General features: G+C 34.1%; 17 protein-coding genes. 4 read left to right on the top strand and 13 right to left on the bottom strand.

The window, feature by feature from the left end; genetic code table 11:
* The first annotated feature begins 16 nt into the window (after window positions 1-16).
* Window positions 17-2974, top strand: a complete 2958-nt coding sequence (locus tag CD30_RS12895) for a Tn3 family transposase (RefSeq protein ID WP_036177663.1) — start codon at window positions 17-19, stop codon at window positions 2972-2974.
* 1041 nt (window positions 2975-4015) lie between these two features.
* On the opposite strand, the gene CD30_RS12890 is transcribed toward CD30_RS12895, so the two are convergent.
* The 6 genes from CD30_RS12890 to parE all read right to left on the bottom strand — a co-directional run bounded on the left by CD30_RS12890 (window position 4016) and on the right by parE (window position 11693).
* Window positions 4016-4447 (bottom strand): hypothetical protein, encoded by a 432-nt coding sequence (locus CD30_RS12890; RefSeq protein WP_036177661.1) that lies wholly within the window; start codon window positions 4445-4447, stop codon window positions 4016-4018.
* A 109-nt stretch (window positions 4448-4556) separates the two neighbouring features.
* A complete protein-coding gene (locus CD30_RS12885) occupies window positions 4557-5252 on the bottom strand; it encodes an ABC transporter ATP-binding protein (protein ID WP_036177659.1) in 696 nt (231 codons plus the stop codon).
* Window position 5253: 1 nt separating this feature from the next.
* Entirely contained in the window at window positions 5254-6282 is a 1029-nt protein-coding gene (locus CD30_RS12880) for a hypothetical protein (protein ID WP_036177657.1), read from the bottom strand.
* Window positions 6283-6462: 180 nt separating this feature from the next.
* Window positions 6463-7164 (bottom strand): DMT family transporter, encoded by a 702-nt coding sequence (locus CD30_RS12875; RefSeq protein ID WP_036177701.1) that lies wholly within the window; start codon window positions 7162-7164, stop codon window positions 6463-6465.
* A gap of 120 nt (window positions 7165-7284) precedes the next feature.
* A complete protein-coding gene (gene parC, locus CD30_RS12870; protein ID WP_036177655.1) occupies window positions 7285-9720 on the bottom strand; it encodes a DNA topoisomerase IV subunit A in 2436 nt (811 codons plus the stop codon).
* Window positions 9717-11693 carry a DNA topoisomerase IV subunit B gene (parE, locus tag CD30_RS12865; protein WP_036177653.1) on the bottom strand — a complete coding sequence of 659 codons (1977 nt, stop codon included), beginning with the start codon at window positions 11691-11693 and terminating at the stop codon, window positions 9717-9719. Before parE ends, parC begins: the two co-directional genes overlap by 4 nt.
* A 435-nt stretch (window positions 11694-12128) precedes the next feature.
* On the opposite strand from parE, the gene plsY reads away from it, so the two are divergent.
* Both plsY and CD30_RS12855 read left to right on the top strand, forming a co-directional pair.
* The gene (gene plsY / locus CD30_RS12860) at window positions 12129-12731 is read left to right on the top strand and encodes a glycerol-3-phosphate 1-O-acyltransferase PlsY (RefSeq protein WP_036177651.1); all 603 of its coding nucleotides are present in this window, start codon (window positions 12129-12131) and stop codon (window positions 12729-12731) included.
* 25 nt (window positions 12732-12756) lie between these two features.
* Window positions 12757-13047 carry a HesB/YadR/YfhF family protein gene (locus CD30_RS12855; protein WP_036177649.1) on the top strand — a complete coding sequence of 97 codons (291 nt, stop codon included), beginning with the start codon at window positions 12757-12759 and terminating at the stop codon, window positions 13045-13047.
* Between the two features lie 61 nt (window positions 13048-13108).
* Here the strand turns inward: CD30_RS12855 and CD30_RS12850 are convergent, their stop codons facing one another.
* Entirely contained in the window at window positions 13109-13489 is a 381-nt protein-coding gene (locus tag CD30_RS12850; RefSeq protein WP_036177647.1) for a hypothetical protein, read from the bottom strand.
* A gap of 168 nt (window positions 13490-13657) precedes the next feature.
* Window positions 13658-14308 carry a glycoside hydrolase domain-containing protein gene (locus tag CD30_RS12845; protein WP_036177645.1) on the bottom strand — a complete coding sequence of 217 codons (651 nt, stop codon included), beginning with the start codon at window positions 14306-14308 and terminating at the stop codon, window positions 13658-13660.
* 227 nt (window positions 14309-14535) lie between these two features.
* On the opposite strand from CD30_RS12845, the gene CD30_RS12840 reads away from it, so the two are divergent.
* A complete protein-coding gene (locus CD30_RS12840; protein WP_036177643.1) occupies window positions 14536-15459 on the top strand; it encodes an oxidoreductase in 924 nt (307 codons plus the stop codon).
* Window positions 15460-15502: 43 nt separating this feature from the next.
* Here the strand turns inward: CD30_RS12840 and CD30_RS12835 are convergent, their stop codons facing one another.
* The 5 genes from CD30_RS12835 to CD30_RS12815 form a co-directional block, all read right to left on the bottom strand.
* Window positions 15503-17086 carry an amidohydrolase gene (locus CD30_RS12835; protein ID WP_036177641.1) on the bottom strand — a complete coding sequence of 528 codons (1584 nt, stop codon included), beginning with the start codon at window positions 17084-17086 and terminating at the stop codon, window positions 15503-15505.
* A 91-nt stretch (window positions 17087-17177) separates the two neighbouring features.
* A complete protein-coding gene (locus tag CD30_RS12830) occupies window positions 17178-19187 on the bottom strand; it encodes a methyl-accepting chemotaxis protein (protein WP_036177639.1) in 2010 nt (669 codons plus the stop codon).
* Between the two features lie 374 nt (window positions 19188-19561).
* On the bottom strand, window positions 19562-20533 hold the full coding sequence (locus CD30_RS12825) for a VanW family protein (protein ID WP_235802060.1): 972 nt from the start codon (window positions 20531-20533) through the stop codon (window positions 19562-19564).
* A 95-nt stretch (window positions 20534-20628) separates the two neighbouring features.
* Entirely contained in the window at window positions 20629-21741 is a 1113-nt protein-coding gene (locus tag CD30_RS12820) for a Ger(x)C family spore germination protein (protein ID WP_036177637.1), read from the bottom strand.
* The gene (locus tag CD30_RS12815; protein WP_408056777.1) at window positions 21738-22862 is read right to left on the bottom strand and encodes a GerAB/ArcD/ProY family transporter; all 1125 of its coding nucleotides are present in this window, start codon (window positions 22860-22862) and stop codon (window positions 21738-21740) included. Before CD30_RS12815 ends, CD30_RS12820 begins: the two co-directional genes overlap by 4 nt.
* Window positions 22863-22865 lie beyond the last annotated feature (3 nt).

Genomic DNA, 22865 nt, shown 5'->3' with positions numbered 1-22865 from the left:
GAAGGGACTGGAGGAAATGGTATTAAGAGGAAAAGAACTGCTTACAGGCGATCAAAGAGCAGAATTTGTAAGAATTCCGGCTGATATGACTGAACGGGAACTAGAAACCTACTATACGTTTTCGCAATATGATTTGGAAATTATTAAAAGACATAGAAGAGATCATAATCGTTTAGGATTTGCTGTCCAATTATGTGTATTGCGCTATCCTGGATGGTCTCTCACAGATGTTGAACCTATACCAGAATATGTAATCCAATATATAGCAAAACAAATAAATGCTAATCCTGATTCCTTTTCTTTATATGCCCAACGTGACCCAACCAAGTATGAACATATGGAAGAAATTCGACAGGTATATGGATACCAGAATTTTTCTGTAAGTACATATCGGGAGTTAGCTCAGTATCTTTTGAAACATGCTCTTCAAAATGGCAATTCCATGTATCTACTTCGAACTGTTCAAGAAGAACTCAGAAATCGAAAAGTAATTCTTCCGGGAATGACTACAATAGAGCGACTTGTGTGGGAAACCCGTCGGAGAGCAGAGGAAAAGATTTTTAAAACCTTAATTACCAATCTTTCACTGTGGCAAAAACATAAATTGGATAAACTTATAGATCCCTTTGTAGAAAGCAAGAAAACGCCATTAGCATGGTTGAAAGAACTTCCCGGCCAGTCATCACCTGATGCCTTTCTAAAAGTAATAGAGCGTTTAGAATATATTCGAGAGTTGAAACTTCCATTAAACATAAATGAAGTTCATCCTAATCGGTTACTCCAATTATCTCGTATTGGGGCACGTTATGAACCCCATTCATTTCGTAGGTTCAAAGAAAATAAGAAATATGCCATTCTTGTAGCATATCTAGGAACACTAAGTCAGGACTTAATTGACCAAGCAATTGAAATTCATGATCGGCAAATGATGATTTTACAATCGAAAGGTCGCAAAACACAAGAGGAAATGCAAAAGGAAAATGGAAAAGCAGTTAATGAAAAGGTTATTCATTTTGCAGATATTGGGGCTGCGCTTATTCAAGCACGAGATGAAGGACTTGATCCATTTAGCACCGTTGAAAAGGTAATGCCTTGGGATAAAATTGTTACCTCTGTTGAAGAAGCAAAAAAGTTAGCACGACCAATGGATTATGATTACCTTGACTTGCTAGAGAATAGATTTATTTATCTAAGAAAGTATACTCCCACTCTTCTTAAATCATTAGAATTTCATTCTACAAATGCAGCAGAACCATTATTACGTGCATTAAAAACATTGAATGAGATGAATGAATCAGGAAAAAGAAAAGTACCAGATGGAGCCCCATTAGATTTCGTCCCAAAACGATGGGAAAAGCATGTGTACGATGAGGAAGGAACAATTAATCGACATTATTATGAAATGGCTGCCCTAACGGAATTAAAAAATCATATTCGTTCAGGGGACGTATCTGTAGTCGGTAGTAGGCTTCATAAGGACTTTGAGGAGTACCTTGTTCCTAAAAATGAATGGACTACAACCAATCTTAAAGATACTAGATTGGCAGTTCGCTCATCAGCAGAGGAATACCTTAAGGAAAGAAGGAAAGCTCTAGCTGAACGCTTTACATGGGTTTCAAATAACCTTGATAGTCTTGAAGGAGTAAATATAGAAAAAGCAAAACTTAGGGTAGATCGTTTGGAAAAGGATACCCCAGAAGATGCACGAACTTTCAGTTTATCCTTATATAATATGCTTCCAAGAATCAAGCTAACTGATCTTTTAATGGAGGTAGCGCACTGGACAGGGTTTGACGAAATGTTAATACATGCTTCCACCAATCGCCCTCCAAAGGGAGAAGAAAAGGTCATTTTGATGGCTGCACTGATGGCAATGGGAACGAATATTGGATTGACTAAAATGGCAGATGCTACACCTGGAGTTACTTATCACCAGATGGCCAACGCCGCACAATGGCGATTGTATGATGATGCTATAAATCGAGCACAGGCAACTTTGGTAAATTTTCAACATAAGCTTGCTCTAGCCTCTTATTGGGGAGATGGCACCACATCTTCATCTGACGGAATGAGAGTACAAGTTGGTGTTTCATCGTTGCACGCCGAAGCAAATCCCCATTACGGGACAGGGAAAGGGGCAACCATTTATAGGTTTACAAGTGATCAATTTTCGTCTTTTTATACGAAAGTCATTAATACAAATGCGAGAGATGCAGTCCATGTCATCGATGGGTTACTTCATCATGAAACAGAACTAAATATTGAGGAACACTATACTGATACAGCGGGTTATACCGATCAAGTTTTTGGTTTAAGTCATTTGTTGGGATTTCGTTTTGCACCAAGGCTTCGTGATCTATCCGATGCTAAACTATATACCATTCAAAAACCAAGTGATTTTCCTGATCTAGAAAAATTACTTCGTGGACGGATTAACATAAAGGTTATTCAAGAAAACTTTGATGATATCCTCCGTTTAGCCCATTCGATTAGAGAAGGAAAGGTGTCCGGTTCACTTATTATGGGGAAATTAGGATCATATGCAAGGCAAAACAAGCTAGCTACTGCATTGCGAGAAATGGGAAGAATCGAAAAAACTATTTTTATCTTAGATTACATATCTAATGAAACACTTCGTAGGCGTATTCAACGAGGATTGAACAAAGGGGAAGCAATGAATGGCTTGGCAAGAGCATTATTCTTTGGAAAGCGAGGTGAGTTACGAGAACGAGGACTGCAAGACCAACTTCAACGTGCGAGCGCTTTAAACATTATAATTAACGCCATTAGTGTATGGAATACTGTATATCTTACCGAAGCAACAAATTTGTTGAAGGAAAAAGGAAATTTGCGAGAAGACTTACTAAAACATATTTCACCATTGGGATGGGAGCATATCAATTTTCTTGGTGAATACACCTTTGATACGAAGAAAATAGCTAGTTTAAATTCACTCCGTCCTCTTATCCGATAAAATTAAAGCCGATGATTCCTTAGCGTAGGAAGAATCGGCTTTATTCATGTCGAAATTTGCTTAGCGTATGTTTTCCGCGGTTTGTTGGTGGGACCCCATAACGGAATAACGAAATCTTAACGCCCTTGATTAGTTCAAGGGTTTTTTTGAGCGTTAACCGTTAACTAATCCATGCTAGAGTACGTAACTTGGATAATTATTAGGGAACATAAATAATACATTTCGCTTTCTTCATTTTCTAGTTTACATAATATCTATTATAGTAAGTTGAATCTCATTATTAAAGAATACTTTTAATATTGAGACGAAATTGAAATGTGCAAGGACAAATAGATATGGACACCTGAGACAAATGGTTTTGGACACCGAAAGTTTCCATATAAATCGTCTTGAAAAATAATGAAAAAATATGCGTTTCAGATTGTATGGAATCTTTTTATTGTAATATTTGCTTGTCTTAAAGCTATTTTTCTTTATTTTTTAGTTAAATAGTTTTAGACAACTTTGACAAATAGTTTTGGACACCAAAAATTTCCTGTTAAAATTTTGCGTAATCATAATAAATTTGACGCTTTCTGTACGAAGACAAGTACGACAAAAAAATCTAAACTACTTCCCTGACTTAATTTTGGCGATAATAATGTACAAGGACATAATTTTATATACAAATTTAACAAGAAAGTTTGTACAACTCTCTAATGGTAGAATTTATGACAAAAAAGTCTGTACAAAATAGACAAGAATCTTTGTACAAACTTTTTATAAAGTACATCAAATATTGTGGATCTATAATAATTTTAATGTTGGCAATAATTTTAATCATGATGAGTTCTTATGAAACTTCTAAGAAAACTACTGTGCCTAAGACTACAGAAAACAGAGTAGGTATCTAGCTCTTTTGCTTATCATGTATAAGAATATCTTTTCAAAGATGGTTGCTTCTGATTTAAAATAAACTTGTATTTGGGAACGTTTTTTACGTTTATTTAGTATACTTTATAAAAAGTTCTTGTCAGGGAAGTAAGGAATAAATTAGTGGAATTAGATTGAATTTTTCTTATTTCGATTTTTTAGTAACCAAACCAAACAAAAATTGAGAAAACCAAATAAACCAAGTAATATTTGAATTAAGCTTAATACAAAAAAAGCTGATGTTGGTAAGTACCATTCTCCCAAAATAATAGTTGGTATAACAGTGCACAAGAAAAATAAAGCTCCCATAGTGAAGGTTATTGTAAATATTTTGTTATCTTTCTTTATAAATCCATAAGTTGAAGCTATGCCATTTCCAATCCCAAAAACAATTACCCCAAATAAAGCTAAACTCGACCAATTATTAAATGGCATTACGCCTATCCACTCTTGCGGAAATGTATGGAAAACCCCTCTTTCTAAAAACATTAACACTGCCAAATAAAAAGCACCCAAAGATAATAATAAATTATAAGCGTTTAAAATATTTTTTAGTAGCATTTTCCCTATCCCCTTTCTATTAATTTAACAATATTAAATAAAAAAGTTCCCGAAAAAATGTTTGTTGCATTAACCTGCCCGATAGTGCAACAAACATTATCATTTTCTTTTACTTAACAAGAGGGTACAACTTCATTTTACAATCCAGCAATTTATACTTCTTGTTGAAAGCGTTAGGTATGTTTTGCGTATCATGTGTAACGAGTACAATGGTTTTATTATTTTTTTTCGCAAATTCTACAATAAAATTCATAATATCTTGAGCTAAATCCTGATTCAAAGAAGAAGTGGGCTCATCTAATAACAGAACACTCGGGTCGTTAATTAAGGCCCTTGCTATTGCAACTCGTTGTCTTTGCCCACCTGACAAAATACTCACTCCCTTATTCAGGATATTATCTATTTTGAGATTTTCAGCAACTTCTTGTATTCGACTTTGGCGTTCTTCACGCTTGTATTTCTTTGAGTAATATAGTGGTATTATTATATTTTCGTATACTGATGCATCTTCAATTAAAATGTAGTCCTGAAAAACAACCCCAAACATTTCATTCCGTAATACGGAAAGCTGCCCGCTATTGAGTTTTTTAACATCTTGGCCATTAAGTATATATTCTCCATCATAGTCTTTATCTAACAAACCAGCAATGTTCAAGAATGTTGTTTTACCAGATCCAGATTCCCCTGAAATGACAAGAAAATCTCCTTCATTTAGCTTGAAAGAACATTCATGCAAAACTTGTGTTTCTGACTCAGTGTTCTTATTGTAGACTTTTGATACATTTTCTAGATATAGTAAACTCATTTCAATAATCTCCTTTCAAGGACATCAATAGAACTTGCCTTATTAGCACTAGATATAGGAGGACTTCGAAAACAACAAAAATTAGTAATAGAATAACTAAAGTAATCCAAAATATAGGATTGATTTGAAATCCATTTAGAAAAGATACGATTAAGAAGCAAACTGAAATAAGCGTGAAGATAAATACTGAATTACGAACAAAGATGTGTTTTAGTGTCGCACCAGAAATGAGGTGTATAGTATATTCACGATAAAGTTTCTTGAATAGGCTATTATACATGATGATAAATGCTATAACTAAAGACGCAATAAGAAGCGCTACGACTGGATAAACAAAGAGTAAGATAAAGCTTACTTCTTTACTTTGATTACTGTTTGACTGCAAGAACAAGAAGCTATCTTCAAAAATTGCTTCAAACTGATTAACTAATCCTTCTTGTTTATCTAACTCACTGAACCTTACATTCTTTACTAACTCAATAATTTTCAATCCATCGTTGAGCTCAATCCATTTGTCCAACTGGTTAGTTTTTAGTAGAATTATAACTATCTCATCTTCGGGAAAATACTCAAATATCTTTTCATCAAATCCACTAAAATCAGTTGATTCAAATGTAGTTTGTTCTGGGAAATGCACATTAGCAAAATTAATTTTTTGTTTAATATCAGATTTTGCATATATCTTAGCGTATAATTCTTCATTGAATGCGTTGCCGATAACAATTACTGTAGGAAAACCAATCTGATTCGTAACTGTCTCCGAATAGAAGAAAGACTCTCCTCCTGTATTTAACAATTGGTTAATTTCATTAACGAGCTGTGCATTGGAAGACATATCATTTGCAATAGGAACTACAGTATATCCTTTTGAAGATTCTCCTACATTAAAACTATTATTTAGCTCACTCAGTAAAGAAGAAGATGCAGAAATAATGATCAGACATATTAGAAGAATTGATGTTTCAAACACAAGAAATAATTGTCTATTTTTAAACATATCTCGGAAACCAAGGATTAATGATTCAACCATAATACAATCTCCTCGTTAAATTTTCAGCATGTTTATAATTTATATAGAGATTGACCGATGTAAGAATTAAATTACATAGAAGCATAAACACTTGAATTTTCAAGAAATTCACTAAACTAAGATGATTGACACCTATAAATTCAAAATACAAAATAATTAAACATACTAAACCAGAAATAATTAAACTAATCCACAAACAACGACAAATAAAAATGCAAAGTTTGTACTTACATACCATTCCCCAACAAAATGCCAAGGCGGGTGCACAAAGCTAAATACAAATCCTCCTACAATCATTCCCCACCCTACAACAATCATTGAACCCCAACGTTGTAATAATTTAATCGGTTGGATTGTATAAAAAGCAAGGCCAAAAGCAGATAGTAATCCCCAAATTAAACCTTCTTTTGAAATTGCTAAACTATTCACATTTCCATGAGTCACAAGTAAAAATGTACCGATTAATGCTAATAAAACAGCTGTTATTTCTTTAAATCTTGGCATACGCTTTGCTAGTAAAATAAAATAACTCGTTACAAGGGCGGGTCCTAAGTATTGTAAAACTGTTGCTGTAGCAGCATTTGAATGATTTATTGCTGCTAAATATGTATACTGTACCCCGATCATCCCAACAATTCCGAACAATAATATTCCTAGTACATCCACTTTTTGTCGCCAAATATCAAAAATACGTCTTCCTTCAAAACGATAAGCGATAAGAATTAGAAGTACACCAGCTGATAATAATCTAACAGTTGTTAACCATTCGGTACTTATATGGAGTGACTGAAATAGATATTGAGATACAGTACCAGATACTCCCCAAAATGTAGCAGCAATTAGTACTAATAAGATCCCCTTGCCGCGATCATTTATTGCCATGTTGTTTCCTCCATTTGTTTTTGCAGAATGACATAATGTTAGTATTTTTTCTAATTTTTTTCAATAATAAAAATAATTTTGTTAAAAAAGGACTCAGAATGACCTGAGTCCTTTAAAAACTTATTCGTTGTTTTCTTTTGGCAATACTTTCACCAAAACTAAATCTCCATCATTAGATACATCTATTTTCAATGAACCATTTGAATATCTGTCTGCTTTTGTGAAGCTTGAAACGGCTAATGTCTCTTCAATGTGTTTTGCTGTTGTAATTTTAATAGTATCATCAGAATCAACGGCAATCACCGCATAAATTCTATGTGGATTTGCTTTTAATTCTTTGAGAGTTACGACTCCCCTTTTTGCTCTACTGCTTATTTCAATTTCCGAAACGCTCATCCGTTTTACTGCTCCACGATGAGTAATTACCATAATATCTTGTTCCGCACTTTTATTCAGCATATTAACAGAAACTAAATGATCATTATCTTTTAAGTTCATCCCTTTAACGCCGCCTGTTTTAACCCCTGTAACTGGTATTTCTTCAATATCAAAGCGCAAAGAATAACTTAAATAACTCGTTAATAATACCTCTTTATTATCTGATATTAAACCTGCAAAAATCATTTCGTCATCATTTTTAAGATTCATTGTTCTAACTGGTTTTGAATATCTAGTAACGGCATATTCACTAAGAGGGGAACGTTTTATTTGTCCACTTCTAGTCGCTGTTAAGATAAAGGTATTTTCTTGATCAAATCGTTCGATCCCTATTACTTCAATGATCTCTTCAGAGTCCTCAATCGGCACAATACTTGAAATGTGCTGTCCCAAATCCTTCCAACGAATATCCGGTAATTCATGTACAGGCTGATAAATATAGTTACCTTTATTCGTAAATAAAAGTAGGTGATGCTGTGTATTTAAAGTGGCCTCATAAAGAAGGTAGTCGGATTCCTTCATTGCAAAATCTTGTCCATTGGAAGCCGCATGAGAGCGAATGCTTGTACGCTTCACATAGCCATCTTTTGTTACAGTTACAACGACATCTTCACTAGGTACTAATACATCTAATGTAATTTTAATCTCTTGAATTTCAGCCTCAATATCAGAACGGCGTGGTTCAGCAAATCGCTTTTTAATATCGAGTAACTCTGATTTAATTACCTTAATCAATTGTTTTTCATTATTTATAATCTCTGTTAGCTCAATGATTGTTTTACGTAAGCTTTCATCTTCTGCACGAAGCTCTGTAATATCTGTATTTGTTAGTCGATATAATTGTAAGCTTACAATAGCTTCTGCTTGTGCTTCTGTAAAATCAAATTGTGCGATCAAGTTATCTTTAGCATCGCGTTTATCCTTCGATGCACGAATTGTCTTAATGACATCATCAAGGATCGATAATGCTTTCATCAATCCTTCTACAATATGTAGACGATCCTTCGCCTTCTGTAAGTCATATTCTGATCGTTTTGTTACAACTTCCTTTTGGTGATCAATATATGAATCTAACATTAAAGGTAGAGTCATCATTGTTGGACGACGATTGTGAATAGCAATCATATTAAAGTTATAGTTAATCTGTAGCTCGGTAGATTTATATAAGTAATTTAATATCCCTTGTCCATCCACATCTTTTTTCAGCTCGATCACAATTCGAAGTCCTGTTCGGTCGGATTCATCTCGAATATCAGCGATACCCTCTAGCTTTTTTTCAACACGTAATTCGTCAATTTTTTTAACAAGATGTGCCTTATTGACGTCGTACGGGATTTCTGTCACTACAATCTGTTCTTTGCCACCTTTAATTTGTTCAATAAAGGCCTTTGAACGAATAATGATCTTCCCTTTTCCTGTTTCGTATGCTTTACGAATACCTTCAGCTCCTTGAATTATGCCTCCTGTAGGAAAATCTGGTCCTTTGATAACGGTCATTAATTCATCGATAGAGCATTCAGGCTTTTCTAATCGCATCAAAGCTGCATCGATTGTTTCAGCTAAATTATGGGGAGGAATATCAGTTGCATAACCTGCAGAAATTCCTGTTGCCCCATTTACAAGTAAATTAGGAAATCTAGATGGTAAAACAGTAGGCTCCATATCCTGATCATCAAAGTTTGGAACAAATTCAACTGTTCTTTTCCCAATATCTCGTAGCATTTCTGAAGCAATAGCTGATAGTCTAGCTTCTGTATAACGCATTGCTGCTGGAGGGTCACCATCAACAGAACCGTTATTTCCGTGCATCTCTATTAGCATATGGCGAGCTTTCCAATCCTGGCTTAAGCGAACCATTGCTTCATAAACAGATGAGTCACCATGTGGATGGTAATTACCGATCACATGCCCTACTGTTTTTGCAGATTTACGAAATGGTTTATCGTGAGTATTTCCTTCATGGAACATTGCATAGAGTATTCGACGTTGAACGGGCTTTAAACCGTCGCGTGCATCTGGAATAGCACGATCTTGTATAATATATTTACTGTAACGACCGAACCGATCGCCCATCACTTCTTCTAAAGGTAATTCTTGAAATCGTTCGGCAGTAGTCATCCTTCTGTTTCCTCCTCATGCTGGATGAAGTCGGCTACTAATGTTGTATTATCTTCTTCCATCCCAAAATCAACGTTTGATTCAATCCATTTTCGGCGGGGTTCAACTTTATCACCCATTAATGTGGTTACACGTCTTTCTGCTCGTGCACCGTCTTCAATTGTTACGCGAATTAAAGTTCTAGTTTCTGGGTTCATAGTAGTATCCCATAATTGGTCAGCATTCATCTCACCTAGACCTTTGTAGCGTTGGATAATATACCCTTTACCTACTTTTTTGATCGCTGCTTGGAGTTCCTTTTCAGTCCATGCATATTCAATCACTTCTTTTTTGCCGGATCCTTTTGAAATTTTATAAAGTGGTGGTAAAGCAATATACACTTTCCCAGCGTCAATAAGTGGACGCATGTACTTATAGAAGAACGTAAGTAATAAAACCTGAATATGTGCTCCATCTGTATCCGCATCGGTCATAATAATTACTTTGTCATATGCAGCATCTTCCACAGTAAAATCAGGTCCAACGCCTGCGCCTATCGTATGAATGATTGTAGAAATTTCTTCATTTTTCATGATGTCTGATAACTTTGCTTTTTCGGTATTAATTACTTTACCGCGCAAAGGTAATATCGCTTGAAAAGAGCGATCACGCCCTTGTTTTGCTGAGCCACCTGCAGAATCACCCTCCACTAGGTATAATTCGTTTTTTGCAGCATTACGCGATTGTGCAGGAGTTAACTTACCAGATAAAAGTGTGCTTGCTTTCTTTTTCTTCCCACTACGTGCATCTTCTCTAGCTTTTCTTGCAGCTTCTCTAGCTTGTCCAGCACGAATAGCTTTTCGAACTAAATTCGCAGATAGCTCTGCATTTTCCTCTAACACATAAAGTAGTTTTTCTGAAACAACAGAATCTACAGCTGAACGTGCTTCGGTTGTACCTAATTTACTTTTCGTTTGACCTTCAAATTGAAGTAGACTTTCAGGTATACGAACTGAAACAACAGCAGATAAACCTTCTCGTATATCGGATCCTTCGAGGTTTTTATCTTTTTCTTTTAGTAAGCCGGTTTTACGGGCGTATTCGTTAAATACTCTTGTTAAAGCAGACTTTGCGCCTGTTTCATGAGTACCTCCATCACGTGTTCTTACATTGTTTACGAAAGATAAAATGGTTTCTGTATAACCATCATTAAATTGAAATGCAAATTCAACTTCAATATCATCTTTTGTACCTTCAACATATTTAACTGGATGCAAAACGTCTTTTTCTTCGTTTAAATATTCAACGAAAGCCTCGATTCCATTTTCATAATGGAAAATTTCATGTTGCCCTTCTCCACGCTCATCGAAGATTTCGATTTTTAAACCTTTTAATAAAAAGGCAGATTCCCGTAAACGTTCAGCTAAAGTATCATAATTATACTTTGTAGCTGAAAAAATTGTATTGTCTGGAAGGAAGCGAACGAGCGTTCCTGTTTCTTTTGTTTTCCCGATTACTTCCAATGTTGTAACGGGGTTACCACCGTTTTCAAAACGTTGGCGATAAACTTGTCCTTCTCGGTAAATCGTTACTTCTAAATATTTTGATAAAGCGTTTACAACTGATGATCCAACCCCATGTAAACCACCGCTTGTTTTGTATCCGCCTTGTCCAAATTTACCACCAGCATGCAAAATCGTGAAAATGACTTCAGGTGTTGGTTTTCCTAGTTTATGCATACCGGTTGGCATTCCACGACCATAGTCGCGAACACTAATGGAATTATCTTCATGAATTTTAACGATGATATGCGATCCAAATCCAGCAAGTGCTTCATCAACTGCATTGTCTACAATCTCGTAAACTAAGTGATGAAGGCCTCGACTATCAGTAGATCCAATATACATCCCTGGTCTTTTACGAACCGCTTCTAAACCTTCTAATACTTGTATGGCATCGTCATCATATGCGATCCCTGGCTGATTAATTGCCAAGATAAATCCCCTCCAAAAAACAAACATCCGTTCTATTTCTATTTTTATCGTACTGACTTTATGTTTAACTGTCAATAATTAACACGTCAAAGTAATTTTAATTGTATCAAACTCCAGAGGCTTTACACAAATAGAACTTTCATTGAGAATTTATTGTACCTAAAGAATCATATATGAGTAAATAATAAATACGACCCATTTAATCATTATCAACTTAATTTATTCACGATAATTTTTACTTTTTCCTTCATATTCATTCACTTTTTATTAAAAATTCTTTTGTAAGATTAAGTTATAGAAATTAATCAACACTAAGCATGATAAATGTAATGTCTTTTCTAATCGGTTAAAATGTGCTTCCGAATAGATTGGAAAAGGTGTAAAATATTAATGCTACATACTAGTACCAACTATAAATTTTGAAAGGAACAATCTATGGTTATTGCAATTATTTTAATTTGTGCTTATTTACTTGGGTCAATTCCATCCGGTTTGTGGATTGGAAAAATTTTTTACAAAACGGATATTCGTGAGCATGGCAGTGGAAATTTAGGTGCAACTAACAGCTTCAGAACATTAGGAAAAAAAGCAGGAATTGCTGTTACAATAATAGACATTCTGAAAGGAACTGCCGCTACACTATTACCCTTCATTCCGTATTTTTCGGATTCAGCAGTTCATCCATTAATCTTAGGAGGAATAGCTGTATTTGGACATATGTTCCCTATCTTTGCTGGATTCCGAGGAGGTAAAGCTGTTGCCACATCTGGAGGAGTACTGCTTGGTTATTCTTGGCCATTTTTTATAGTATTGATACTAGCGTTTATTATTGCATTGAAAATATCAAAAATGGTTAGCTTCTCTTCAATGGTTGCTGCTGTAGTTGGTCTTATTTATAGCATTGTAAATATGATTATCAATCACGATTATGCATTATTTATATTAATCGTTCTTCTGGCTTCGTTTATTTTTTATAGACACCGCGCAAATATTAAACGAATTAGAGAAGGTACAGAACCAAAAGTTAAATGGTTATAGGATCAAAACAAAGGGGATGGGCAGGTTGGAGATCTTTGTAACAAAAGAGGCATTTGTATGGTTTCAAAAAGAAATGGAAATAAAACATGGTGATTACATTAGATTTTACGCTCGTTACGGTGGGTCATCACCTTTTCATGAAGCATTTTCACTTGGTATGAATCGGGAAGAACCGAATGAAATAGGTACTGAAACGGTAATAGAAAATGTACATTTTTATATTGAAAAAGATGATGAATGGTTTTTCAATGAACATAATTTATATGTTACAATCGATACAAAAAATGACGAAATTGCATATGAGTATAAAAAGTAGTTCTCACAATAGTTAAGTAATGGAAGCGGTCAATCCAACTGGAATGACCGCTTTTTTATATTTAAAATCTGTTTACATTAACAATTTCTTTATCAAATCCGAGGGCTATGACCATATCATTATAGGCAACTAAAACTTCATCGTATAAAATATTAATTTTATCCTCATCTACTTCACCTTCGATATCAAATCTCGCTGCATGAAATTCATTGCCAAAAAGCGTTAATTTTTCTTGGAATGCTTTTACTTCAGCTGATTGTTTCACTTCTTCATTTGCATATGTATATACATTAAATGAATGTTGATTGGCTGTGAAGCGTTCGATTAAACTTGCTCGATCTTTCCCCTGTTTCCCTGCTACCCATCTTAAATCTTTCATATGATTTAATACATTTCTACCTTGTTGAATAAGCATTTCAAGAAAGCTATTTGACACTGCCATTTAATAACACCCTTTCTTTCCTAATAAATCGTTAATTACTAATTACATTTTATCACTTTTAAATAATGAGTACATAAAATGTGATTGTCTAAAAAAGAGCCTTTGTGAAGTAACAGAATATAATAAAACCAACCTTCGATTTTAAAGGTTGGTTTGCACGTTTCAATATTAATAAAGCATTTGTAGCAATCTACTATCTACTAAATTAGTATCTATAGGACAAACTTCTGAATCATGCCCATATTGCCACGCCCAAACATTGGCATCGCATTCTGGAGTAGCAGGGTTGTAATCAGGTGCATCTTCTACATTTGTTACGCCTAGATCAGGTTCTGCACTCCAAAGAACTGCCTGATTAGAAATCTTTTTATCTAATTGGACAGCCTCACAGTATGCAGTAGTAAAATTTCCCTCAGTTGAATCAAAATAAAATCCTGGTTTATAGTCACTGTTGTATAAGTAATTTACTAATCCTCTTATCCATGCACTATCTACTTCAAAAAATTGCTCAACATTCATAAAAATTGGACTTCCTTTTTGAATTCCGAGCCTTTTTGCGTGATATGCAGCTGTCATAGCAACAACACGACCTTGGTTTGCCCCTACTGCCCTTCTAAAGTCATTGTAAATTGGTAGTATTTTTGTTCCACTATTATGAAGAAGTGAAATCTCTTCTTTCGTTAATCCTTCAGATGAACCTTCAACTCTAGTTAAATATCTACCCCAATATTCAGGTTTTCCATAATTATTTAAAACACAGTCGTATAAAGACCTTGTTACAGCTTGAGATGAATCTACACCCCAATGAAAAGTAACCATTACATACCCTCTTTTCTTTTCTTATCTCTATACATATATATTTTGTGAATTTAATTAAGTGACTGATTATGTGGAGCTTTTGCAGAGTATGAATGACGTAATTTATCAAATTTCTTTATCTCTTTGGGCTTTCGACGCATATATTAAATGTAATCGAAAAATGACGAATGATTGTGCTTTTTGAAATGGTCTCTCTGTTTATTCAAAATATTAAAGGAGTGTAAGTAGTGACATTAAATTGGACAAAAGACGATATTCAAGATCAATCGGGTAAAGTAGTGATTGTAACAGGGGCAAATCGTGGTATAGGATTTGAAACTGCACAAATACTTGCAGAAAAAAATGCGACTGTCATATTAGCAGTTAGAGATTTACATAAAGGAAGGATTGCAAAAGAAAAAATAATATCAAATTTTCCTAATGCCAAAGTAGACGTGATGTATTTGGATTTAAATGATTTGGCAACGGTTAATAATTTTGTAGATGAATTTAAGGGGAAGTATCACTCTTTATCTATACTTATTAATAATGCAGGGATCATGTCACCTAAGCAACAGTTAACAAAGAACGGGTTTGAATCACAGTTTGGTGTGAACTATTTAGGACATTTTGCATTAACAGGATTATTATTAGATTTATTAATCAAAACAAGTAACTCGAGAGTCATATCAGTAGGTAGTTTAATAGCTCACAAGACAAAAGTAGAGTTCGGACATTTTAAGGGAACAAAGAAATATAATATGGCAAAGTTTTATGCACAAAGTAAGTTAGCATGTATGTATTTTGCAAAGCAATTACAGTCCTATTTTACTGACAATCGATTAAACGTATTAAGCATTGCCTGCCACCCTGGCATTGCGAAAACTAACATTTTTAATCGTCAATCGAGTAGAGCTAAGAGAGCTATTACAAATTTAGGGGTTAAGCTTATAGGACAGGAAACTCAGGGATCTGCATTACCTATTTTATTTGCTGCAACAGATGAGACGTTAACGGGTGGAGAATATATTGGACCATCCAATCGAAGAAAAGGAGACCCTAAGAAACTCGACATTTTAGATCAACTATATAAAAAGCATGTTGCTCAAAACTTATGGGATGTTTCTGAAATGTTTTGTGGAGTTAAATATCCTTTAAAAGTAAAGATATGAACCAAAACCCGAGGGCAGTCTTATGCTCTCGGGTAAATGCTAATTATCGATTATTTTCATAAACTATTTTACCGGCAACAACTGTTTTGATTGCCTTTGCTTGTAACATATCTTCGGAAGTCCCTTCGAACAAGTCCTTGTCAAATATCGAAAAGTCCGCATCATAACCGACTTTTATTAAACCTCTTTCGTGCTCTTTACAAATCGCATTTGCACTTCCTAAAGTATATAATTGGACTGCTTCGAATCGACTTAATTTTTCATCCGGTAAATAACCTTCATGATCATCATTCGGCCTTTTGCGTTCCACAGCAGCATAAATTGTTTTGATTGGATCAACGTCCTCAATTGGTGAATCGGTTCCATTTGCACACATAATGCCGCGGTCTAACAATTTTCTCCAAGCATAGGCCCATTCTAGACGTTCTTTACCTAGTCGTGCCTGAACCCACGGGAAATCTGAAGGGACAAACAGAGGCTGAATATCAATAACAATTGATAGTTTTTTTAAACGTTCAACTAAATCCTCACGTAATATACATCCATGAATTAAACGGTCTCTCTTTCCTTCTTGAACAGGGTACTTTTCTAACGCTTGGATAACTTGTTCAGCCCCAGCATCACCGATTGCATGAATAGCTACAGATTCATGATATTCACGTGCCATTTTAAGATAGGATTCAAGCTCTTCATTACTTTGAATCAACATACCGCTATTATTTGGATCGTCTGCATAAGGCTTTGACAAAGCAGCTGTCGAACCTCCTAATGCCCCATCTGCAAATAGTTTCATTCCTCCAGGTTCAATAAATGGCTCGTCGTAACTTATGTTATCCTTCATCATTTGCTCAAAAACGAAATTGTGACGTAAAAGATTCACTCGAAAATGATGCTTTTCACCAATTACGCGTTTATATGCAGTTAATGGATTCATATAATGACCAAAGTAGCTCATATCTTCTGAATGGCCACCTGTTAATCCTTTAGATAATAAATCATCAATAGCGAGATTAAGTGTCTTTGATAAATAATCAATATAGGCTTCACCTTCTTTTGGAATGGCAGCTTCTACTAAGTCCTTTGCCCTTTCAATTAAACGGCCATTTAAGGTGCCATCAACATTTCTACCGATTTTTCCACCGTCAGGATCCTCGGTAGCTTCGGTAATTCCAGCAATTTCTAATGCTTTTGAATTAACGAGTACTTGATGATGACAAATCCTTGTTAGCATCATTGGTTTATTCGTAATATTATCTAATTGTTCTAAGGTTGGAATTTTAGAATCGGAGAAATTATTTTCATTCCATCCTTCTCCAAACAACCATTGATCTGATGGTGTATGCTTGGCAGCTTCTCGTAATAATTCAAGCATTTCTTCTAAGGAGGCAGCGGTTGATAAATCTAAACGGGATATTTTTTCTCCATGAGAGATAATATGAAGATGACTATCTACAAACCCTGGATACATTGTAGCGCCGTTTAAGTCATATTTCTCATCAGCCTGTGATTCTAATACTGTGGCAGCGCCTATTGCAACAATTTTTCCGTCTTCTACTAGTACTGCCTCAACGGTTTCATTTTCCTTCTCCATTGTATAAATTTTACCACCATACCAAAGTTGCTTCATAAGTAATCTCCTTTTTTGATTTAATGATAATTTTAATGTCACATCTAAATGAAAAAGGCAAATCAAAGGAGATTTGCCTTATTTTACAATCTTACAATTTGAAAGCCTGAGATGCTTGCTTTAGTTCATCAGCCATAAGAGCTAATGTGTTTGCAGAGGCTGCGATTTCTTCCATCGTACCGTTTTGCTCTGCCGTTGCTAAAGCGATCTCTTGTGTATTATCTTTTGCTGTATTTGAAATGTTTGTTAAGTGAATAATATCTTCAACCATTTTATCGGAATGCGTTTTAATTTTCATACTTTCGTTTAAAATATTATGCATTTTATCGGATACATTTTCTATTGATGTAACAATTTTATCGAATTCTTGTCCAGCTTTTTCTACTAATGATTTTCCATCATTTACAGCTAAACTTCCATCATTCATCGCATTAATTGAAGTGGAAATTTCCAATTGAATTTGTTTAATCAATTCGCTAATTTGTCCAGAAGCTTGGCTTGATTGCTCTGCTAATTTTCTAACCTCGTCAGCTACTACTGCAAAGCCTTTACCGTATTCCCCTGCTCTAGCAGCTTCGATTGCAGCATTTAAAGCTAGTAAATTGGTTTGTTCTGCGATATTCGTAATGACTGATATAATATCGCCAATTTCAGTAGACTTTTTCCCTAATGCGTTAATTGTTGTTGTTGCAACGTTTGTCTTTTCATCTATAATTTTCATTTGATTGATCGAGTTATCAATTACTTGTGTCCCTGTTTTTGCAGCGATTACTGCTTTTTCTGCAATTTCATTTGTTTCTTCGATATTTGTAGAAATTGTAGAAATACCTTCCGAAATATCTGTTACAACATTTTTCGTCTTTTCTGTAATGTTAGCTTGTGATTCTGTGTTAGAAGCAATCGTTTGAATAGATGCTGCAATTTGTTCTGTAGATTGGGCTGTTTCTTCAGAGCTTGCCGTTAATTCTTCAGAGGCACTTGCTACCTGTTCAGAAGCTGTTTTAATGTCTGTAACAAGATGTTTTATATTTTCAACCATGACATTAAAGTTATGTGAAAGCTCTCCAAGTTCATCATGTGTTTTAACTGTTAAAGGTCTTACTGATAAATCACCGCTCGCCACCATATTCATTCGATAAGCGACTGAAATAATTGGTCTTGTAATACTACGTACGATGAAAATAGACAAGATAATAATGAGCACTGCTGTGATCCCAATAATAATAAAAGAAGTAACGGATATAGCTGATGTTTCGGAAAGAATGTCTTTTTCAGGTATTTCAATATTTAATCCATAACCCACAGAACTAATAGGTGCTGAGGCATATAAATATTTTTCATTTTTAAAGTTCACAGTGGAAATTCCACGTTCTACTAAACTATTATTTAAAACAGTAGTTAAATCGTTCCCAACTTGAGTTTCGTTAATTTGAACACCAAGAATTTCTTCGATAGGTGAAACTTGAACAACTCCTTGACTGTCAAGGAGAGTTAATTTAACATTTTGACGGTCTTCTTCATCAAGCGTTAATAATGTATTTACTAAAATTTCAAAATTTGCAGATCCAGCTAGAACACCCACGACTTCTCCCTCATCATTTTCAATTGGTGTAGCAGCAACTACAATACGATTTCCTGTTGCTTTTGAAACTAAAACATCGGAATAGTTGGATTCACCGTTTAGTGCCTTTGGTACATAAGCTCGATCGCTATAATCCGAACCAACACTATCAGGCATAGAATGGGCGATAACGGTTCCATCTGGATCGATAGTAAACATCGTTTCAAAAACTTCTGAACGTGCTTCAAGCATCTGTAAATATGGAATGATATTATCGGCATCCATTGATTTCATTACGTCACTTTTTGCGGCTATTTCCATTTCGGACATTTGAGCATTAAACCATTGATCCACAGATTCAGCTTTTGTTTCAACAAGCCCTAGTAGTGATTGTTTTTCTTTTTCTATTAAAATATCACTATTAATTTTTTGAATAATAAATGTGACTACGAGTAATGGAATAATCGAAATAGCGAAAAACCATATAATAAAACTAGTTCGAATGCTCCTTTTACGTATAGAGTCTTTTTGTTTGTTCATGTTGATCCCCCTTGTTTTTGGAAAAAATGTGTCGAAATTATTAAAATTATTTAAATAAATTATAACAAAGTAAATATTTTGAATAAAGCATAGCAAAATACTTATTTTTTCATATTTTTCTGTAAAAAATTAAGTCAGCAATCTGAAAAGATTACTGACTAGAGAAAATTATTAATTTCATCTAAAATTTCCGATGCTCTACCCTTTATTTACTAGAGTAAATGAGCATTTATGACTATTTGTATTCGAATTGATATAGGTTATCTTACCTAATATTTTAGTTCCGCATTTTTCATGTACTCTGATTCATCAATTGTTTTAACGAATTTAAATAAATGACAAAGGATTACTACTATTATCGATGTAGTAATCCTTTAATCCTCTAAATTCCTTAATATATATTCATTTTCCTTAGATGTAGTGATTTGTACTGTAATGAAACCAGGTCCATAATAAGTCCTAATTACAAAAGGGATACCAATTGTATTTTGAAATACAAAATCTAAACCCCCAAAGGAAACAGTTGCATCCCTACCCTTTGGCACATAACCAACATCTTTTGAATGATGGTGTCTTTCAATAATTTCAACCCCTAGCTTATCGACAGCATTAAATAGTGTAGAAGAGGTTTGACAAATACCTCCACCGATTCCCATTACAATCTTACCTTGAATGATCTCCGGCGCTTCCTGATAGCCAGAAGCTACGTCTCTTGGACCTACAGTATTATTAAATGAAAAGAAATCACCACTTCCAACGATTGTATAATTAATTGCAGCTGCAGAAAGTTCGATATTTTTACTTCTTCCGATTCGATTCGAGTTAAAAATTGTTGTATAGGAAGCAAGTACAACTTCATTTAAAAAAGGTACATCTTCTTTTTTATAGCCACTTTCTGTAACTTTTAATGGAATAACTACGTCTCCACCAGTAAATGATTGTTGAAGAATTGCATCTACAAGAGCTTCCTCTTTGACGGTAATCATTGGTCTACCCTTAATAATTTTACCAGTAGATGGGTCAAATTGATCTAATATCATACTTTTGTTAAAAGCAGCTTTCGCTTGGGAACCGTTTGCGAGCTCTTTAACAGTTTGACGTACTTCTTCTGTAAATTGATTAAATTCAAGCTCCAATTTATATGGTCCAGGCGTGATCGTTTCGACAATTTCTTTAGTATTTGGATCAATTAATTTTATATCGGAAGGTGATGAAACATTATCTTGTGTATTTAAAGTTTCGTCTTCTACAAAAGAAGTGTATTTTGATATTTCCTCATTACTCGCTATTTCATCATTACAACCAAATAAGAAAAATAGCAAGGAGAACATGTGCAAAGTTAACAAAAAGTATCATTCCTTTTTTATAAAAAAGATGGTACTTTTAATTTCCCTTAAAATTTAGAAATTATGATATGAAAAATATTAACGTTGCATCTTTATTATTCGAATACACCATTTCTTATGATTTGTACATCTACATCTATATTCATTTTTGATTTTGGAAAAAGTTCCGCCCATTTTTCTCCATCGAGTTCAGGATCCCTTACAGAACCATGATAAATTTCGCCAAATCCAAAAATATCGGCCTTAAGATCTTGTGTAAATTTTAAAATACGCTCTAGCTCGCTTTTCATTTTTTTACTCATTTCTTCTTCTATTTTTTTTAATACCATTGCGTCTCCAATAGAAAGATCTTCACTTAATTCTAATAATCTACATTTCACTTTTAACTGAATATCAAATTCTGGTGTATCAGGGTTTGTAACTTTGATTGTACGGTTCGATTTAATGGAATCAATAGCAATTTGTATATTACTCTTAACATCAAAGGCATCCCCTGGTATTTCTAGTTGTAATGTTCCATATTCAAATTTTTTGCGGAGCATTTGAACGTAAAACACATTATCGCCATCATTTAATTGTCCAACCATTTTTGTATTATCAAACAATGCGATACCTGAAATTTGAATCTCGTCTTTCCCTTCAAGTTTTATCAAAGGTAATACCATATTTTTAAAGGAAGAGTAATGATCTCTTAACACTTCATGTCCAGTAGATGAAACTGTTAATTCTTGTTCTATATTATGGTCAAGTAAATTAAAAACATGTTGTCCCACATCGGAAACATTTTCATAGGGTGCAGTAATTAACGATTTTGCATCACCATCAACAACAGCTAAATACACACTACTACTCATTTCAGAATTCATCATGATTGTATGAAGTGTATCATTCAATCCAGCCTCTGCAAGATCTTTACTTAAAAGAACAACACGTAATTGTCCAGCCATTACTTGTTTTGAAGTATTGAGGTTCACTTTTACCCTTGTTCCTTTACTTGTTGCCGCCGTTTCAGATTTTGTTAATACAACACTTTCATAATCCTGATTTACTGTTCTTATTGCAGTAGTTGCAGTTACCTCATTATCATTTTCCAAATCATAGCCGATTAATATTGCTAAACTTATCCTCTCTAAAATTTTTTGTTCTGCACATCCAACAGTAAATAAAAGTAGTGTAATGGACATGGCATAAAATAATGTTTTTTTCATTTTTGATTCACCCGATGCTTACGGAATTTTTTACTTATCAATGTGAAAATGAATAAAATTAATGGGTAAATAAATACGATATAAAAGGATATATTTCCGAAAATATTATTTATATGATTGATTTGTGTTCGTGTATTAACGAGAGAAGTACAAATTACAATAATAATTGAAAAAATAACATAGAACCATCTAGGATTAGCTTTAAAAATGTGAAAGGTGCCTCGATAAGCGGCCCACATGTATAAACAAAGGTTTGGTAAAATAATGATTAACCATAAACAAATTGTTATAATCTCCACCCTCTCAACAAAGGGTAATTTAATGATACTAAACATGGTTAAAGTGGCCCAAACAGTTCTTGATAGTTGTTCGCCACTAAAGTAAGTTAATGCGACTAACATAAGCAATAGATATAACCCTAAAGTGGTTAACAATGCGAGTTGACTGAATTTATTTACCTTTTTTCTTTCATTATCCTTTACAAAAGGATAAACAATATTTAATATCTCGAATCCTACAATTGTAAATGACATCGCGTAAGAACCTTTTAATATCGATGTAAAGTCTTCAAATATTGGCAATAGGTAATTTATATTTGAATAAGTGAGTGGAAAAAATAGTATCGGCGGAATCCACCATATAAAAAAGAAACTAATGACGCAAATTCCAACGATTACTCGAAAGCCTCCTGTAAATGCATAAATAACAATGAGTAATAATGAAATCGTTAATAAAAAAGAATTTAAATACGGAAAAACCCAAGTGTTTATTACTTCAATATAATTTTTTGATACAGTAAAGAAAGCAAATGTACAATATAGTAAATAAATAAAGTTGAAGAAATTCCCTATAATTTTTCCGTAAACTTGTTGATGAATCTCATAAAGATCAAGATTTTGATAAATTTCTAAAGTCTTTATCATGACAAAGATTATAAGATGTGCAAATAGAAAAATAAGAATAACTGAAATCCATGCGTCTTGCTTTGCTTCCTTATAGATTACTCTTTGAAACCCGTGAATCCCCACCCCAACTTGACAGGCAATAATAATATAAAAGAGAAGAAAAGCATTAATCGTTTGATTTTGCTTTGCATCTATAGTTTTACTCAAACCAACCACCTT

This window comes from Ureibacillus massiliensis 4400831 = CIP 108448 = CCUG 49529 (assembly GCF_000772965.1).
Taxonomy (GTDB): domain Bacteria; phylum Bacillota; class Bacilli; order Bacillales_A; family Planococcaceae; genus Ureibacillus; species Ureibacillus massiliensis.
This window is presented reverse-complemented; position numbering and strand designations above follow the sequence as displayed.

What these genes read in the sequence shown, in the direction of transcription:
- CD30_RS12895 (WP_036177663.1), top strand. Translation starts at nt 17, where the DNA reads ATGGTATTAAGAGGAAAAGAACTGCTTACAGGCGATCAAAGAGCAGAA.
- CD30_RS12890 (WP_036177661.1), bottom strand. Translation starts at nt 4,447, where the DNA reads ATGCTACTAAAAAATATTTTAAACGCTTATAATTTATTATTATCTTTG.
- CD30_RS12885 (WP_036177659.1), bottom strand. Translation starts at nt 5,252, where the DNA reads ATGAGTTTACTATATCTAGAAAATGTATCAAAAGTCTACAATAAGAAC.
- CD30_RS12880 (WP_036177657.1), bottom strand. Translation starts at nt 6,282, where the DNA reads ATGGTTGAATCATTAATCCTTGGTTTCCGAGATATGTTTAAAAATAGA.
- CD30_RS12875 (WP_036177701.1), bottom strand. Translation starts at nt 7,164, where the DNA reads ATGGCAATAAATGATCGCGGCAAGGGGATCTTATTAGTACTAATTGCT.
- parC (WP_036177655.1), bottom strand. Translation starts at nt 9,720, where the DNA reads ATGACTACTGCCGAACGATTTCAAGAATTACCTTTAGAAGAAGTGATG.
- plsY (WP_036177651.1), top strand. Translation starts at nt 12,129, where the DNA reads ATGGTTATTGCAATTATTTTAATTTGTGCTTATTTACTTGGGTCAATT.
- CD30_RS12850 (WP_036177647.1), bottom strand. Translation starts at nt 13,489, where the DNA reads ATGGCAGTGTCAAATAGCTTTCTTGAAATGCTTATTCAACAAGGTAGA.
- CD30_RS12845 (WP_036177645.1), bottom strand. Translation starts at nt 14,308, where the DNA reads ATGGTTACTTTTCATTGGGGTGTAGATTCATCTCAAGCTGTAACAAGG.
- CD30_RS12835 (WP_036177641.1), bottom strand. Translation starts at nt 17,086, where the DNA reads ATGAAGCAACTTTGGTATGGTGGTAAAATTTATACAATGGAGAAGGAA.
- CD30_RS12830 (WP_036177639.1), bottom strand. Translation starts at nt 19,187, where the DNA reads ATGAACAAACAAAAAGACTCTATACGTAAAAGGAGCATTCGAACTAGT.
- CD30_RS12820 (WP_036177637.1), bottom strand. Translation starts at nt 21,741, where the DNA reads ATGAAAAAAACATTATTTTATGCCATGTCCATTACACTACTTTTATTT.